Origin of the sequence: Streptomyces sp. NPDC050560, from assembly GCF_044457285.1 — a bacterium.
Lineage (GTDB): Bacteria > Actinomycetota > Actinomycetes > Streptomycetales > Streptomycetaceae > Streptomyces.
Genome location: NZ_JBITGT010000009.1, coordinates 161,449 through 176,736, shown reverse-complemented (window position 1 = coordinate 176,736; position 15,288 = coordinate 161,449). Strand labels below are relative to the sequence as shown.

Genomic DNA, 15,288 nt, shown 5'->3' with positions numbered 1-15,288 from the left:
GAGGCGGCTGCCGCGGACGGGACCCGGGCGGGAGCGCCGGGGGAGGGTCAGAGGAGGGTGACGCGGCTGCCCGCGACCTTGCCCCGGGTGTCCAGCAGGGCGCACCGGGCGCGGGACAGCGCGTTCATGTCGTAGCAGGGGTGTTCCTGGAGGAGGATCGCCAGGTCGCTGGCGTCGAGGGCGGCCGGCAGGTCGGTGGCGCGCGGCAGCGGCCGCCCTCCCACGGTGAACGTGTCCACGTAGGGGTCGTGGTAGCCGACCTCGGCCCCGGCCGCGCACAGCGCCTCGGCCACGGGGCGGGCCGGGCTCTCGCGGACGTCGGCGACGCCCGGCTTGTAGGCGACCCCCAGCAGCAGCACGCGCGCGCCCCGTGGATCGCCCCTGACCTCGGTCAGCAGCCGCAGCGCCCGCCCCGCGACATGGCCGGGCATGCGGCCGAGGACCTCGTGGGCGGCGGCGAGCATGCGGAAGGGGAAGCCCTGGGACGCGGCGCGGGCCGCGAGGTAGCGGGGGTCGACGGGGATGCAGTGCCCGCCGACGCCGGGGCCCGGTGTGAAGGGCGCGAAGCCGAAGGGTTTCGTCGCCGCGCAGTGCAGTACGTCCCAGGTGTCGATGCCGCTCTCGTGGCAGAACAGCGCGACCTCGTTGACCAGCGCGATGTTGACGTACCTGTAGGTGTTCTCCAGCAGCTTCGCCATCTCGGCCTCCTGGGTGCCGCGCGCGATGACGAGGTCGTCCACGAACTGCCGGTAGAAGGCGGTGGCGTATTTGGCGCACAGTTCGGTGCAACCGCTCACGATCTTGGGGGTGTTGCCGACGTTCCACACCGGGTTGCCCGGGTCGATGCGCTGCGGGGAGTAGGCGAGGTGGAAGTCGTCGCCGGCCCGCAGTCCGCTGCCGCTCTCCAGCAGGGGCCGCACCACGTCCTGTGTGGTGCCCGGGTAGCTGGTGGACTCCAGGACGACCAGCATGCCGACGCGCAGCCGGGAGGCCACCGCGCGGGTGGCCGCCTCGACCGAGGAGAGGTCAGGCGTGCCGTCGGGGGCCAGTCCCGTCGGCACGCAGATCACCACGGTCTGCGCGGTCGAGATCACCGCCGGGTCGGTGGTGGCGGTGAACCCGGCCCCGAGCATGGCCGCCACGTCCTGGTCCGCCACGCCCCCGACGGGGGAGCGGCCGCCCCTCACCCCGGCCACCACCTGTTCCGATACGTCGAGCCCCACGGTACGCAGACCGGCCTGCGAGGCCCGGTGCGCGAGGGGGAGTCCGACGTGGCCGAGGCCCATGACGACAAGATCGACGAACATCAGCGCGACGTGCTCCAAAGCGGCGGGACGGCAGGACCGTGGGACGGCGGGAAGAGGGAGGGAGAGGGGGAACGCCGGCCGGCTCAGGCGGAGAAGCTGCCGCTGCCCGGAGCCACGTGCGAGCCGTAGCCGGGCGGGACGACGAGTCCTGGTGTGACGCAGAAGGGGTCCGCGTACACCGTGACGGGGCGGTCCGTGTTGTTGACGAGGACATGGGCGTCGGCGGGCAGTTTCCGGCAGCCGTGCGGGTCCTGGAAGACCGTCACGGGCGACAGTTCCGTCCGGAACACGTCGACCTTTCCCGCGTCCGCGGCTGACGCGCCGCCACAGGTCATGAAGGCGATGGCAGATGCGGCTGCCGCCGCCAGAACGATGGTCCGACGCACGGTAAATCCCTTCGATGATTGGCTGACGGGAGAATTCTCGGTCCTGCCGTCGCGGGCCAACCCGATTACCCCCGCCCTTCATTCGATGCGGTGGCACGGAAGATCGTCCTTGACGCACAGTTCGACGGGCGCGAGGCATGGACTGAACGCTTTTTCCGGTGACCCGCCTGCGGGAAAGGCCAGTTGCCGAAAGGGAGCGCGGCGGCGGGCGCGCGGCCCGGTCCGTCGGGTGGCGTCGCCGGGGGTCCGCAACCCCCCCGGCGACGCGGTCGGCGGTGGTGCTCAGCTCAGCCGTGTGTCGGCGTAGCAGGCCATCGCGTCGCGCTGGTAGACGGCCAGCCCTTCGGCGATCTCGTCGAAGTTCGCACGGAAGCGCGGATCGTCGACGTAGGTCTGCCCAAGTCCCTTGTACGCGGCGGCGCACGGGGTCCAGAACCGGCACACGGCCCGGTACTGGGCGTCCGCCTCGGCCTGCACCGCGGGATCGGCGACGGGTGTGCCGGCCACCATGAACTCCGCCATGCGGATCATCCCGGCCGTCACCTCACGCTGCCACTGCGCCACGGTGTCGGCGCCCATCCCGGCGACGGCCCGCCGGGACTGCTCCCACTGCTCGGGCCACCGCTGCCGCGCCTCCGCGTCGTGGCGGCCCGGCTCGAACCCCTCGAACAGGTTCTCCGGCCTGTTGATCTGCGCCATGTCGCTGCTGTCCCTGCCTTCCTCCAGTGCGGCGATGGTGCGGCCGACCGTGCGGGCGAGCGTCTCCAGCCGGTCGCGCTCCGCGAGGAGCCGTCGGTGGTGCTCGCGGAGCGCGGCGAGCCGGTCCACCTGGCTGTCGAGGACCGCCTGGATCTCGCGCAGCCCAAGGCCCAACTCCCGCATCAGCAGGATCTGCTGGAGCCGCAGCAGCTCGGCCTCCCCGTAGTGGCGGTGGCCGTTGCCCGCGGTCCACGCCGGTGGCAGCAGGCCGATCTCGTCGTAGTGCCGCAGTGTCCTGGACGTCACTCCCGACATCCGGGCCACCTGCGCGATCGACCAGGCCATGGCGCCGCCTCCCGTCGCCGGGCCGGTCCCTCCGGCCCCACCGAAGACGGTAGGAGTTGACGCAGCGGAAACCGCAACCCGTCAGCGGGGGCCGGTGGGTGTGCCGTCCCGTCGCGGGGCCGCCTCCGCCGGTGCCCTGCCCGGCTCCCCGCCGCCCCCGGCGGGACCCGGCCTCGTCAACTCTGCTTCTGGTAGCAGAGCGTGTAGGTGCGTGCGCCCGCGACGCCGGAGGCGAAGCCGATGTGGAGCCGGGGCGGGGAGGCGCCCAGTTGGATCGCCAGGCCCTCGGGCTCCCGGTAGTCCAGCGTGGCGGCGGCCTCGGTGCGGTTGCGCTGCACCACCCGGGTGGTCGGCAGGTGGATGGCGGACAGATAGGTGTCGCCGCGCTTCGAGGGCGGGTTGGTGCCGCTCTCGTCCGTGTAGTGGGTGCCGGTCATCTGGTAGACGTAGTCGCCGAGCAGCGCGAGTCCCTGCGGGGTCTCGGTGTCGGCCATCCCGATCCGCGGGAGGTCGTAGAGCCCCCTGGTGTCGCCCCACTTGGCGCGGTCCAGGTCCAACACCCGGTAGCGGTAGTCGTTCTCGCCGAGCAGGTACTGCACCAGCAGCCGGCGGTGGCGCATGTCGACGGCCGGCCGGTTGCTCGTCGAGCCGCCGACGACGTACAGCTTGTGCACCCCGGGGCCGTGGCTGTCCAGGACCCGCCCGTCGGCGTAGCGGAAGCGGGCGACGGCCGTGCCGTACCCGGTCTCCGGGTTGGCGTCCGCCTCGGTCCAGATGTACGAGGTCCTGCCGCGGGGTTCGACACCCATCGAGGCGCCGTGGCCGAAACCGCGGAGGTACATGTGGCCCAGCCGGCTGCCGGTGCGGCTCAGCCTCGTCAGACACAGGTCGCCGCGTGCGCTGCGGTCGGCACCCGACACCGGCGCCTGTTCGTCGGGCAGTTGGATGCCGCCCTCCATGAGCTGGATCGCGAACAGGCGGCCGTTGGCGTCGTCGAACGCGAACGACTGCATGATCGTCTCGTTGTGGAGCGGCTTCTCCCTGAGGTAGGACACGGCGGGTACGGAGAGGTCGAACCTGTCGTCGGCGCGGGACGCGGCCACGGCGGCCGGGGCGCCCGCCCCGACGGTGGCCGCGGCGGCGGCCGTGGTCGCGAACCCGGCGGCGCCGGCGCGCAACAGTGCCCTGCGGTCGATCATGTCCAGGACTCCCTGCTCATGCGGACGTTGCCCTGGACTGGTCGGAGGGTACGTCAGGGCCTGCCCCAGTACATGCCCTACGCATATACGCCTCAGCCGTACTGTCCGGCATTTGGCACTTAAGAGGTACGTGTGAACGGTGTTGCGATTTCCGGGGTGCCGCCGACGGCGTGGGTGAGCAGGCGCAGGAGGCCGGGACGGCCGCGTCGGGGGACGGTCAGGAGGGGGTGGCCGCGCACGTGCCAGGTGGCCAGCAGGGCGTTGGCGGCCTGGAAGCCGCTGGTGGCGGCGCGTTCCATGAGGGCGACGGGCGCGTCGGTGCGCACGAGGTCACCGGCGAGGACGAGCCGGGGGTGTGCGGTGGTGACGGTGGGGCGGTCGCGGTAGCTGCCGGGGGTGAACAGGGGGCAGTCGGACCGCCATTCGTGCCGCTCGTCGACGACGGCCGCCTCCGCCGTCTCCGGGTAGACGCGCGCCAGCTCCGACCGCAGGCGTCCCCGCAGCGCGGCGGGGTCGCCGGTGGCGGCGGCGTACGCGTGGAGTTCGACGACGCTGCCGCCGGTACGGGAGGCCCAGCGGGCGGCCTGGCCCTCGAACCGTTCGAGGACGCTGACGTTGTCCAGGGGCCCGTACCCGCTGGTGCCGAGGAACGCGGGCCTGCCGGTTCTCACGGGGCGGTCGAGCCAGTAGCGGGAGACGAGGAACGGCGGGGCCTGCCGCAGGCCGTCGACGCGGCGCTGCCAGCCGGTGCCGTCGAGGCGGCGCGAGCGGACGTCCAGGGCCTTCAGACCGCCGGTGTCGAGGGCGAGGACGACCGCGTCGTAGTGCCGGGCGCGGGGTGTGCCCGGTGTGCCGGAGGGCGCGGTGGTGAGGGTGAAGCCGCCCGTGCGGTCCTCGGTGAGGCGGTGGGCGGTGGTGCCGGTGCGGATGTCCACGCCCCGCCGTGCGAGGCGGGCGGCCAGCGGGTCCCACAGGGCGGTGGGGAAGGGGTCGGCCGCGGTGTCGAAGAGAAGCCCCTCGGCGGAGCCGAGGAAGTAGATGTGGAACATCAACGCCAGCTCGGCGGCGGACAGTTGGCGCGGGTCGGCGAAGAAGCTGCGGGAGAATACCTCGAACGCCAGGTGTCTGGCGGCGGCGGGGAAGCGGATGGCGGTGAGGAAGTCGGCGGCGCTGAGGTGGTCGAGCCTGTCGTACACACCGGTGGCGTGCACGTCGAGCAGCGGCAGCGCCGCCCGCGGGCGCATCCTGGCCAGGCCGCCCGCGGTGAAGGTGGGGCTCGTCGCGGTGAAGGCGAGCACGTTCCAGGGCGGGGTGCGCGGCATACGGGCGAAGCTGTCGCGGGGGCCGTCGGCGTGCTGGAGCGGGTAGTCCTCGACCGGGGTGAGCATCGCCAGCGTGGGGTCGACACGCCGCAGCAGGTTGCGCAGGTTGTAGTACTGGCGGAAGAAGGCGTGGAAGCCGCGGCTCATGGTCTGGGTGGTGCCGTCGGCCAGCCGCACGGGCCAGCCGGCCACCCGCCCGCCGAGGGCGTCCGCCCGCTCGACGAGATCCACGCGCACCCCGCGTTCCGCGAGTGCGGTGGCGGCGGCCAGGCCCGCGATCCCGCCGCCGACGACCGCGGCACACACCCGCCCGTCCGTGCGGGGGGCGCCGGGCGGGGCGGGCCGGTACGCGGCCCACGGGTCGCGGGCCAGCCGGTGCCGGGTGCGGTGGGGCGGGAGTCTCACGGAACGCTCTTCTCCGACGGGCCGGTGCGGGCCCCCGCGGGCGCGAGGGGGGTGGATCGGCGGGGCAGCAGGGGCAGTTCGAGCAGGGAGAGGGCCATGGCCCCGGCGGGGCAGCGCAGACCGAGGGCGATGTCCTCCGCGGGGGTGGAGGCGCCGTCGAGGAAGCGCAGCACCCTCGGCAGGGGGTTGTGTGCGAAGAGGCCGGTGAAGAACGCGGGGCCGTCGATACGGCCGCGGTCGAGGGCGCGCAGCCAGGCGGCGTCCATGGCCAGATGGCGGCGCTTGTGCGGCCGTGGCGGCACCGGCCGGTGGCCGCGGCGCCAGGCGTCGGCGATGGCGGCGCTCTGCCGCTGGACGGTGGCGAAGGTGTAGCCGGTGGCGGGGCGGGTGGCGCCGCCCGCGGTGCCGATGGCGAAGACCGACGCCCCCTGGCCGCGGGAGAGTTGGGCGTCGGTCATCGGGATGGCGCCCTGTTCGGCGGCGGTGACGGTGAAGGCCCCCAGCGGCCGGATGTGGCGGGTGTAGTGGTCGAGTGCGCGCTCGTGGGCGGCCCGGTCGGACGGCCGCGGGGAGAACTCGGTGTACTCGACCAGGGCGCGGCGCTTGGAGAACGGCAGCACATAGGCGAAGGACAGGCCCCGCGCGGGCTGCGGGGTGCGGAAGTCCATCAACTCGGCCACCCCGGGCTCGAACCGGTCGGCGGCGGTCTCGACGAACCAGCCGCGGAAGTGCTGGAAGAGCGTGGTGCGGGCGGGCGGCAGGCGGCGGGGCGGGCGGGAGTCGAACACCCAGCGGCCCTCCACGGCGAACGCCGCGCCGTGCGCGTCGACACCGGTGACCCGCCCGCCGCAAGGGAGTTCGGCGACCCGGGTCACGGTGCCGGTGAGCCGCCGCACATGGGCAGCGGACGCCAACTCCCTTGCCACCGCTGGAAGATAGTCGGCGGAGCGGATCATCCTGTACGGGTAAGGGGTGGTGCCGGTGAGGGTACGCCCGCCCGGGTCCCGTACGCACAGCCGCTCCCAGGACGCGGAGACGAACGCGTCGAGGTCGCCTGCCGCACGCTCCCAGAAGCACCAGGTGCGCGGCGGGGAGGTGGCCGCGCCCGGGGGCGGCTCCACGACGACGATCGACGGCACCCGCCCGCCGGGGCCCCGCGTGGCGGCCAGCCGCCTTGCCAGCGAGAGGCCCGCGGCGCCCGCGCCGACCACCACCACGTCCGCGTCCCCCACCGCGTCCCCCCTCCCGTTGCGACGGCGCATGTGTGTGTCAGCTCCCCGGGAAGCGGCCGTGGCTGCGCAGGTGCCAACGGCGTTCCGCGTAGGCCATGTCGTCGCGCCACAGCCGTGCCGCGACCCGGCCCATCAGCGGGCGCAGCAGCGGGGCGGCCGCCCGCGCGGCGGCGAAGCCGGTCCGCCGGGAGGTGGCGATGACGGCCTCGGTGACGGCGGTACGCGGCCCGGCCTCGTCGGGCGCGGTGAGCGGGGTGGCATGGGTCTCCACCACGGAGCCCGTGCCCTCGCCCGCCACGACGCGCATCACCACGGTGCGCGGCCCCGGCGCCGTGAACTCCGCGAGGACGGGCACCGCGGCGCGGCGTCCGAGACGGTAGGCCACCTCGACGAGGAAGCGGTCCCCGTCGGCCGGGTCGGGCTCCTCAAGCACGGTCAGATGGGAGAAGGCGTACGGATGGAACCAGCCGCCGTGCCAGGGGTCGAGGCGGTTGGCGACGACGTCCTCGGGCTCGCAGTCGCCCTCCAGCGCGGTGACGGCCTCGACCGCTGCCGAGAGAACCGGCCGCGCGGGCACGTAGGGCAGCGGCGAACCAGGCTCCGTGCCCTGCCCGTCGAGGCGCACCCACACCAGGACGCCGTCGTCGTGCACCGGCAGCGGCGACCAGCCGGGACCGCCGTCCGCGGTCAGCCGCATGCCGTGCCAGTGGCACACCAACTCGCCCGCCACCACGGGGGACAGGCACAAAGGCGCCCCCAAGTGCGGGCAGGCGCCAGGACCTGCCGCCACCCGCCCCTCGGGGGTGCGCCAGGCGACGATCTCCTCACCGGCGACGGTGCGCCCCCACGAGCGCCCCGGCGGCAGCGCGCGGCTCGCGCCGAGCACGTACCAGTTCCCGGTCGGCCGCTCGCGGGCCCGCTTCAGCGCGGAGGCGATCAGATGCGGTGCGGCCGCCCGCCAGGTGCTCCGCTGCCGGCTCCAGACCGGGGACCTGAGCAGGCGCAGGGGGACGCGCGATGCGGCGGGCGGCCTCACGAGGGGGCTCCCCGCTGCGGCCCGCGGGAGTCGGCGCGGCCGATCCGGCGCCGGGTGCGGTGCGCGGTGCTGCGTGCCAGGCCCGTCAGGGCGAGGGCGGCCTTGTGGCGGCGCGGTACCACGGCGCGATGGCCGATGACGGCGCAGTCGGCTGCCTCGATACGCCGCAGGATGGCGCTGTAGAGGATGAACGCGGTGTGGACGCAGGGCCGTGACGCCGGGTCGAGGAGTTGGATGCCGGGGGCGGCGTGCCGGTAGACACCCCGGGTGAGGCCGATCATTTCCCGCAGGGCGGCGCGTACCCGCGCGTCCGTGTGTCCGGTGCGGCGGCACCAGGTCAGCAGCCCGCGGTCGACGCCGTGGGCGTGGAGCAGGTCGGCGGGCAGGTAGATACGGCCGCGGTCGAGGTCTTCGCCGATGTCGCGCAGGAAGTTGGTGAGCTGGAACGCCACACCGAGCGAGGCGGCGTGCGGCGCGGCCTCCTCGTGGGGCACGACGGTGCCCAGGACCGGCAGCAGTTCGAGCCCGATCACGGCGGCCGAGCCGTGCATGTACCGGGCCAGGTCGTCCCAGGTGGGGTAGTCGGTGGTGCGCAGGTCCATGCGCATGGAGCGCAGGAACGCGGTGAAGTGGGCGGTGTCGATACGGTGGCGTGTCACCGTGTCGGCCAGCGCCGCAAGCACCGGGTGCCCGCTGCGGCCGGTCCTGAGGGCGTCCCGCACGAGCGCGTCGAGCGCGTCGAGGTCGCGGGTGCGCTGCGGGACGTCCCTGCCGCCGCCGAGGTCGTCGACGATGTCGTCGGCGTAGCGGGCGAACCCGTACAGCGCGTGCACGGCGGGCCGTTGGGCGGGCCCGAGCAGCCGGGTGGCGAGGAAGTACGTGGCGCCGCCCCGGGCGTTGATGAGGCGGCAGCGCGTGTAGGCGGTCCGCAGCCTCTCGTCGTGGACGCCTGCCGCGTCGAGTTCGCGGGCGGTCATGGGCTGCCCTCCCTGCCGGAGACGTCCACGGGGACACCCGGCCGTCCCCGCGGGTGCTCGGGCGCCGCCGGGCGCGACGGCCGTGCGGGGCGGCGGTGGTGTGCGGTGATGCGGGCGGCGGCGAGCTTCCCTGACACGATCACCGTGGGCACACCGACACCTGGAGTGGTGCCGCAGCCGGCCAGCACGACGTTCTCCCATCCGGAGGGCAGGTTGCGCGGCCGGAACGGGCCGGTCTGGGCGAAGGTGTGTGCCACGGAGAAGGGGGTGCCCGCGGCCAGGCCCTGCCGCGCCCAGTCGGCGGGCGTGACCAGCTTCTCCACGTCGAGTCCTGCGGCGAAGCCCGGCATGCCGCGCCGTTCGAGGGTGGCGGCGAGCCCGTCGCGGTAGCGGACGGCGATCCGGTCCCAGTCCTGGCGCCCGCGGCGCAGGTTGGGGCACGGCGCCAGCAGGTAGTGCAGATGCCGGCCCTCGGGCGCGAGCGACGGATCGGTGGCGGTCGGGCGTGTGATGAGGAGCGAGGGGTCGCTCATCAGCTCGCCCGTGCGCGTCAACTGACGGAACGTCCGATCCCACGCGCGGCCGAACGACAGCGTGTGGTGGGCGAGTTGCGGCCAGGTACGGGCGCCGCCGGTGTGCAGCAGCACGGCCGAGGGCGCGTACCGCAGCGGGAGCGGCCGCCGGGGTGCCGCGCCGAGCAGCCGGTGCGCGGCGGGCAGGTCGCAGGTGAGCACGACGGCGTCGCAGGGGATGCGCTCGCCCCGGGCGGTGCGCACCGCCACCGCGCGGCCGCCCGCGCGTTCCAGCGCCGTGACACCGCTGCCGAGGACGAGCCGGGCCCCGGCCCCCGCCGCCGCCCGCGCCATGGCGCGGGGCAGCGCGTGCATCCCGCCCCGGGGGAACCACACACCGGCCACGGTGTCCATGTAGGCGATGACCGCGTAGGCGGCCAGCGCCCTGGTCGGCGCCACCCCGGCGTACAGCGCCTGGAAGGTGAACAGGCGCCGCAGCCGCTCGTCCCGGAGGTGGCGTGCCACCCTGCCGTGCCAGGAGCCGAAGCCGCCGAGCGCGGCCAGCCGCGCCAGATCCCCGGTCAGCAGCCCGAGCGGGGAGTCGAAGTTGGCGTCGATGAACGTGCGCATCTGGACCCGGTACAGCCGTTCGAGCCAGCCGCGCAGCCGCCGGTACCCTGCCGCCTCGCGGGCGTCGGCCACCCGCTCGATCTCGGCCTCCATGGCGGCGGGGTCGGTGTGCACCTCGATGCGGCTGCCGTCCGCGAACCACGCCCGGTAGGCCGGGTCGAGGCGTACCAGGTCGAGGTGGTCGCCCATCCGGGCGCCCACGCTCCCCAGGGCCTCCTCGACGAGGTCGGGCATGGTGAGCACGGTGGGCCCGGTGTCGATGCGGTAGCCACCCGCCAGCTCCAAGCCCGCCCTGCCGCCCGGCACCCGCTCCCGTTCCACCACCGTCACCGACCGCCCGGCGCCCAGCAGATGGAGCGCGGCCGACAGCCCGGAGAGCCCCGCTCCCACCACCACGACATGGTCGCTGCGGCCCGGCACCGTCCTCATTCCGGTACCTCCCGCCCGGCAGGCGCACCCGGCGGCGGGCGCAGGGGCGCAGCCGGGTCGAGGGCGAGGGCGCCGCCGATCAGGGCGGTGAGGTCGTCGGCCGCCGCGCCGTCCATGCCCGAGTCCGCCACCGCCCGCGCGGCCTTCCCCGCCAGCTCCCCGATCAGATCCTCGACGTGCCCACGGGCACCCGCCTCCCCGAGCGCGTCCCGTACCCGCCGCAGGCCCTCGTCCGTCAGCGCCCGGTCGCCCTGCGCGCCGGCCAGCACCTCCTCCGCCGTCCGGTGGCCGCCCAGGCGCGCCCTGTCGAGGCCCACCGTCATGAGGTAGGTCGGCTTGCCCTGCCTGACGTCCTCTCCCACGGGCTTGCCGAGGCGGGCGGGCGAGCCGAACACGTCGAGGAGGTCGTCGCGGAGCTGGAACGCAAGACCCGCGCACCGCCCGGCACGCTCAAGGCCCTTCCGCACCCGCGAGCACGACCCGCCGAGCGCCGCGCCGAGGGTGAGGGGGCGCTGCACCGTATAGAGACCGGCCTTCAGATGGGCGACGCGCAGCGCCTCACGGGGCGAGCAGCCGCCGGTGGCCTGCGCGCGCAGCTCCAGGTACTGCCCGGCCACCATCTCGGTGCGCATCGCCTGCCACAGGGGCCGCGCGCGGCCCCTGGCGTCGGGCGGCAGCTCCGCCTCCTCCCACAGGTCCTCGGCCCACGCCAGCGCCAGGTCACCGACGAGCAGGGCGGCGGACGAGCCGAGCGACGCGGCGGTGTCGCCGCCCGGCCAGTCGCGGTACAGGTCGCGGAAGGCGATGTGCACGGCGGGCCTGCCGCGGCGGGACGGCGACGCGTCCATCAGGTCGTCGTGGACGAGCGCGCAGCCCTGGAGCAGTTCCAGCGCCCCGCCGACCCGGAAGACGGCCGCCTCGTCGGCGCCGTGGCCGCCCGCAGCGCGCCAGCCGCACCACAGGAACGCGGGCCGCAGGCGCTTGCCTCCCCCGAGCACCAGCAGGGACAGCCGCTCCACGATCTCGTCGGCGAAGGCGGGGGCGAGGGCCTCGCCCGCCGCCCTGCGCTCCGAGAGAAAGCCGTCGAGTACCCGTTCGACCCTTTCCGGGACGCTCTGGAGGGCCGAGGACGACGGCACACCGGGGAAGGGGGCGCGGGACGCGGGTGTGCGGGTGGGCGCCTGTGCGGCCCCGGCCGGGACGTTCCGCCGCATCGCGCTCCCTTGCCCTGAGTGACGATCGTGCCCGATCCATCCAGGGGCGGTTCGGGACCGCTCGTGCGGCCCGATGCGACGACGGATATCCCGGCCGCGGCGGCGGTAAACCAGGACGGAGAGCGTCCACCCGCCTGCCGGAAGGGAGGCGGGCCAGGGGACGGCGGATGCTCAGTCGACGCAGAACTCGTTGCCCTCGATGTCCTGCATCGCGATGCAGGACTCGTTGAACCCGTCCGCGACCATCGTCTGCACATGGACCGCGCCGAGGGCGACGAGGCGTGCGCACTCGGCTTCGAGGGCCGCCAGGCGCTCGTCGCCGACGAGTCCTGTGCCGACCCGCACATCGAGGTGCACCCGGTTCTTGACGACCTTCCCCTCGGGGACGCGCTGGAAGAAGAGCCGCGGCCCGACTCCCGAGGGGTCGACGCAGGCGAACGCGGAGCCCTGGTCCTCGGGGGGCAGGGAGCGGTTGAACTCGTCCCACGAGGCGAACCCCGGTGGCGGCGGCGGTACGACGTACCCAAGCACCTCGCACCAGAAGCGCGCCACGCGCTCGGGCTCCGCGCAGTCGAAGGTGACCTGGAACTGCTTGATCGGTGACATCGCCGCACCATAACAACGCGCGGCCCGGGGGAGGGGCGGGAGGGTGTCGCCTCACTCGCCGACGGCCTCCCGCGCGGCAGCGGACGCCACCGCGGCCCCGGCACCCGTGGCCCCGCCCGGCGAGTGGTGGCGGCCGATCGGCAGCACGAGGGGCTTGCCGGAGACGGGGTCCTCGACGACACGGCTCTCCATGCCGTAGAGGGCCAGGACCGTCTCCTCGGTCATCACCTCCTCGGGGGTGCCTGCGGCGTGCAGCCGCCCGGACGCCAGGGCGACGAGCCGGTCCGCGTAGCGCGCGGCCAGGTTCAGGTCGTGCAGCACCATCACGATGGTGGTGCCCCGGTTCCGGTTGAGGTCGGTCAGCAGGTCGAGCACCTCGACCTGGTGGCTGACGTCGAGGAACGTGGTGGGCTCGTCGAGCAGCAGCAGATCGGTCCGCTGGGCGAGTGCCATCGCGATCCACACCCGCTGGCGCTGGCCGCCGGAGAGTTCGTCGACCGACCTGTCCACGAGGTCGGTGGTTCCGGTGGCTTCGAGCGCGGCGGCCACCGCGGCGTCGTCGCGCGCCGTCCAGCGGGAGAAGGCCCGCTGGTGGGGGTGGCGCCCGCGGCCCACCAGGTCGAGGACGGTGATGCCCTCCGGGGTGACCGGCGACTGCGGCAGCAGGCCCAGGGTGCGGGCGAGTTCCCTCGCGGGGGTGCGGTGGATCTCCCTGCCGTCCAGGGTGACCCGGCCGCCACGCGGCGCGAGCAGCCGCGACATCGAGCGCAGCAGCGTCGACTTGCCGCACGCGTTGGCGCCGACGATCACCGTGATACGCCCGGCCGCCAGCGTCAGGTCGAGGCCCTCGATGACGGTGCGGTCGCCGTATCCGAGCGTCAGGCTTTCGGTGGCGAGGGTGTGGGACGCGGTCACAGTGAGCCTCCGGCCCGGTTCGTGCGGACGATCAGATAGACGAGGTACGGCGCCCCCAGGACGCCGGTGACGACACCCACCGGATAGCGGGTGCCGAAGGCGTACTGCCCGGTGAAGTCGGCGGCGAGCACCAGCAGCGCGCCGACCAGGCCCGCCGGCACCAGCAGCGAGACCCCGGTCCCCACGAGGCGGGCGGCGATGGGCCCGGAGAGGAACGCGACGAAGGCGATCGGACCCGCGGCGGCCGTCGCGAACGCGACGAGGCCGACGGCCGCGACGAGCACCGTGATACGAGTGCGCTCCACGCGGACGCCGAGCGCGGACGCGGTGTCGTCGCCGAGGCCCAGGGCGCTGAGCGCGCGGGCCCGCCACAGCAGTACGGGGCCGAGCACGAGCAGCGCGAGCGCGGTGGGCGCGGTCTCCTCCCAGGTGGCGCCGTTGAGGCTGCCCGTGAGCCAGCGCATCGCCTCCTGGAGGTCCCACTCGCCCGCCTGCGACAGCACGTACGACGTGACGCTGTCGAGCAGCGCGGCCACCCCGATGCCGATCAGGATGATCCTGGTGCCGGCGACACCGTCGCGGAACGCCAGCGTGTACACGAGCAGCGCCACCCCGAGCGCGGCGGCGATCGCGAGGGCCGAGACGGCGGTCCCGCTCAGCGAGAGGGTCACGATGGCGACGGCGGCGGCCGCGCTCGCGCCGGTGCTGATGCCGATGACGTCGGGGCTCGCGAGCGGGTTGCGCAGCATCGTCTGGAAGGTGACACCGGCCATGCCGAAGCTGAACCCCGAGGTCAGCGCGAGTACCGCCCTCGGCAGCCGCAGCCTGCCCACCGTGAACGACGCCCCGGGCACCTGCTCGCCCACGATGACGCGCAGCACGTCACGCGCCGGATAGTAGGTGTGCCCCGCCATCAGCGTCGTCAGGAACGCTGCGACGACCAGGAGCAGCAGCACCAGCACGGTCAGCCGCCGCCGGTACGCGCGCCGTACCCGCGCACGGGTCACGGTCCGCAGCGCGGACGGGGCGGGGGCCGCGGGGGCGCTCACAGGGACCTGACCTTCTGACGGCGGACGATGTGGAGGAAGAACGGGGCGCCGACCAGCGCGGTCACGATGCCCACGTCGATCTCGGACGGCCGCGCCACGACCCGCCCCACCACGTCGGCCGCGGTCAGCAGGGCCCCGCCGCCGAGCGCGGAGAACGGCAGCAGCCAGCGGTGGTCCACCCCCACCAGCAGCCTGCACGCGTGCGGTACGACGAGGCCGACGAAGCCGATCGGGCCCGCGACGGCGGTGGAGGCGCCGCACAGCACGACCGCGCCGAGCGCGGCGGTGGCCCGCACCAGGGCCACCCGCTCCCCGAGCCCCGCGGCCAGTTCATCGCCCAGCGCGAGGGAGTTGAGGGAGCGGGCGGAGGCCAGACAGATCACCAGGCCGGCGCAGAGGAACGGCGCGACGCTGCCGAGCTGCCCGTAGGAGGCGCCGCCGACGCCGCCGATCTGCCACAGCCTGAAGGTGTCGGCGATGTCGTTGCGCGGCAGGACGACGGCGCTCACCAGTGACGCGATGGCGGCGGAGATCGCGGCACCGGCGAGCGCCAGCTTCAGCGGGGTGGCGCCGCCGCGCCCGAGCGAGCCGACGGCGTACACGAACCCCGCGGTCAGGCCCGCCCCGCCCAGCGCCACCCAGATGTACCCGGACGCGGAGGCGAGGCCGAAGTAGGTGATGGCGGTGACCACGGCGAGCGAGGCGCCCATGTTGACGCCGAGGATGCCGGGGTCCGCCAGCGGGTTGCGGGTCACACCCTGCATGACCGCGCCGGAGAGCCCCAGCGACGCGCCCACGGCGACGGCGAGCAGGGTGCGCGGGACGCGCTTGGCGACCGCCGCCTCGCCCAGGGTGTGGTCGGCACCGCCGAGCGCCGACCACACGTCGCTCCAGGCGACGTCGCGGGAGCCGAAGGCGAGGGAGGCGGCGGCGACCGCGACCAGCACCGCGGCGAGGACGAGCAGCCAGGCCATGCGCGCACGCGCCGGGCGCCGTGGCGGGGCGGCTTCCGGCGCGTGCGGGGC

Annotated in this window: 14 protein-coding genes; all 14 read right to left on the bottom strand. The window is 74.5% G+C overall.

Annotated features, from left to right (window positions below; genetic code table 11):
- Window positions 1–47 precede the first annotated feature (47 nt).
- Window positions 48–1,325: a nucleotide sugar dehydrogenase gene (locus tag ACIBIW_RS22060; protein ID WP_399338650.1), complete on the bottom strand. Its 1,278-nt coding sequence runs from the start codon at window positions 1,323–1,325 to the stop codon at window positions 48–50.
- Between the two features lie 65 nt (window positions 1,326–1,390).
- Window positions 1,391–1,642 (bottom strand): hypothetical protein, encoded by a 252-nt coding sequence (locus ACIBIW_RS22055; RefSeq protein ID WP_399338649.1) that lies wholly within the window; start codon window positions 1,640–1,642, stop codon window positions 1,391–1,393.
- 333 nt (window positions 1,643–1,975) lie between these two features.
- Window positions 1,976–2,737 (bottom strand): MerR family transcriptional regulator, encoded by a 762-nt coding sequence (locus ACIBIW_RS22050; RefSeq protein WP_399338648.1) that lies wholly within the window; start codon window positions 2,735–2,737, stop codon window positions 1,976–1,978.
- 176 nt (window positions 2,738–2,913) lie between these two features.
- Window positions 2,914–3,936 (bottom strand): teichoic acid biosynthesis protein C, encoded by a 1,023-nt coding sequence (locus ACIBIW_RS22045; RefSeq protein WP_399338647.1) that lies wholly within the window; start codon window positions 3,934–3,936, stop codon window positions 2,914–2,916.
- 119 nt (window positions 3,937–4,055) lie between these two features.
- Window positions 4,056–5,663 (bottom strand): FAD-dependent oxidoreductase, encoded by a 1,608-nt coding sequence (locus ACIBIW_RS22040; RefSeq protein WP_399338646.1) that lies wholly within the window; start codon window positions 5,661–5,663, stop codon window positions 4,056–4,058.
- A complete protein-coding gene (locus tag ACIBIW_RS22035) occupies window positions 5,660–6,925 on the bottom strand; it encodes a lycopene cyclase family protein (RefSeq protein ID WP_399338645.1) in 1,266 nt (421 codons plus the stop codon). Before ACIBIW_RS22035 ends, ACIBIW_RS22040 begins: the two co-directional genes overlap by 4 nt.
- Before the next feature lie 7 nt (window positions 6,926–6,932).
- Entirely contained in the window at window positions 6,933–7,931 is a 999-nt protein-coding gene (locus ACIBIW_RS22030; RefSeq protein WP_399338644.1) for a DUF5914 domain-containing protein, read from the bottom strand.
- Entirely contained in the window at window positions 7,928–8,908 is a 981-nt protein-coding gene (locus ACIBIW_RS22025) for a phytoene/squalene synthase family protein (RefSeq protein ID WP_399338643.1), read from the bottom strand. Before ACIBIW_RS22025 ends, ACIBIW_RS22030 begins: the two co-directional genes overlap by 4 nt.
- A complete protein-coding gene (gene crtI / locus ACIBIW_RS22020; RefSeq protein WP_399338642.1) occupies window positions 8,905–10,479 on the bottom strand; it encodes a phytoene desaturase family protein in 1,575 nt (524 codons plus the stop codon). The genes ACIBIW_RS22025 and crtI overlap by 4 nt, the downstream gene beginning before the upstream one ends.
- Window positions 10,476–11,693 (bottom strand): polyprenyl synthetase family protein, encoded by a 1,218-nt coding sequence (locus ACIBIW_RS22015; RefSeq protein WP_399338641.1) that lies wholly within the window; start codon window positions 11,691–11,693, stop codon window positions 10,476–10,478. Before ACIBIW_RS22015 ends, crtI begins: the two co-directional genes overlap by 4 nt.
- Before the next feature lie 171 nt (window positions 11,694–11,864).
- Window positions 11,865–12,299 (bottom strand): VOC family protein, encoded by a 435-nt coding sequence (locus ACIBIW_RS22010; protein WP_399338640.1) that lies wholly within the window; start codon window positions 12,297–12,299, stop codon window positions 11,865–11,867.
- A 51-nt stretch (window positions 12,300–12,350) separates the two neighbouring features.
- Window positions 12,351–13,214: an ABC transporter ATP-binding protein gene (locus ACIBIW_RS22005; RefSeq protein WP_399338639.1), complete on the bottom strand. Its 864-nt coding sequence runs from the start codon at window positions 13,212–13,214 to the stop codon at window positions 12,351–12,353.
- A complete protein-coding gene (locus ACIBIW_RS22000; protein WP_399338638.1) occupies window positions 13,211–14,263 on the bottom strand; it encodes a FecCD family ABC transporter permease in 1,053 nt (350 codons plus the stop codon). The genes ACIBIW_RS22005 and ACIBIW_RS22000 overlap by 4 nt, the downstream gene beginning before the upstream one ends.
- Window positions 14,260–15,237, bottom strand: a complete 978-nt coding sequence (locus ACIBIW_RS21995) for a FecCD family ABC transporter permease (RefSeq protein WP_399338881.1) — start codon at window positions 15,235–15,237, stop codon at window positions 14,260–14,262. The genes ACIBIW_RS22000 and ACIBIW_RS21995 overlap by 4 nt, the downstream gene beginning before the upstream one ends.
- Between the last annotated feature and the right edge of the window lie 51 nt (window positions 15,238–15,288).

Bases quoted from the DNA above. Each gene is read 5' to 3' on its own strand.
- ACIBIW_RS22055 (WP_399338649.1), bottom strand. From the start codon at position 1,642: ATGACCTGTGGCGGCGCGTCAGCCGCGGACGCGGGAAAGGTCGACGTG.
- ACIBIW_RS22050 (WP_399338648.1), bottom strand. From the start codon at position 2,737: ATGGCCTGGTCGATCGCGCAGGTGGCCCGGATGTCGGGAGTGACGTCC.
- ACIBIW_RS22045 (WP_399338647.1), bottom strand. From the start codon at position 3,936: ATGATCGACCGCAGGGCACTGTTGCGCGCCGGCGCCGCCGGGTTCGCG.
- ACIBIW_RS22035 (WP_399338645.1), bottom strand. From the start codon at position 6,925: ATGCGCCGTCGCAACGGGAGGGGGGACGCGGTGGGGGACGCGGACGTG.
- ACIBIW_RS22025 (WP_399338643.1), bottom strand. From the start codon at position 8,908: ATGACCGCCCGCGAACTCGACGCGGCAGGCGTCCACGACGAGAGGCTG.
- crtI (WP_399338642.1), bottom strand. From the start codon at position 10,479: ATGAGGACGGTGCCGGGCCGCAGCGACCATGTCGTGGTGGTGGGAGCG.
- ACIBIW_RS22015 (WP_399338641.1), bottom strand. From the start codon at position 11,693: ATGCGGCGGAACGTCCCGGCCGGGGCCGCACAGGCGCCCACCCGCACA.
- ACIBIW_RS22010 (WP_399338640.1), bottom strand. From the start codon at position 12,299: ATGTCACCGATCAAGCAGTTCCAGGTCACCTTCGACTGCGCGGAGCCC.
- ACIBIW_RS21995 (WP_399338881.1), bottom strand. From the start codon at position 15,237: ATGGCCTGGCTGCTCGTCCTCGCCGCGGTGCTGGTCGCGGTCGCCGCC.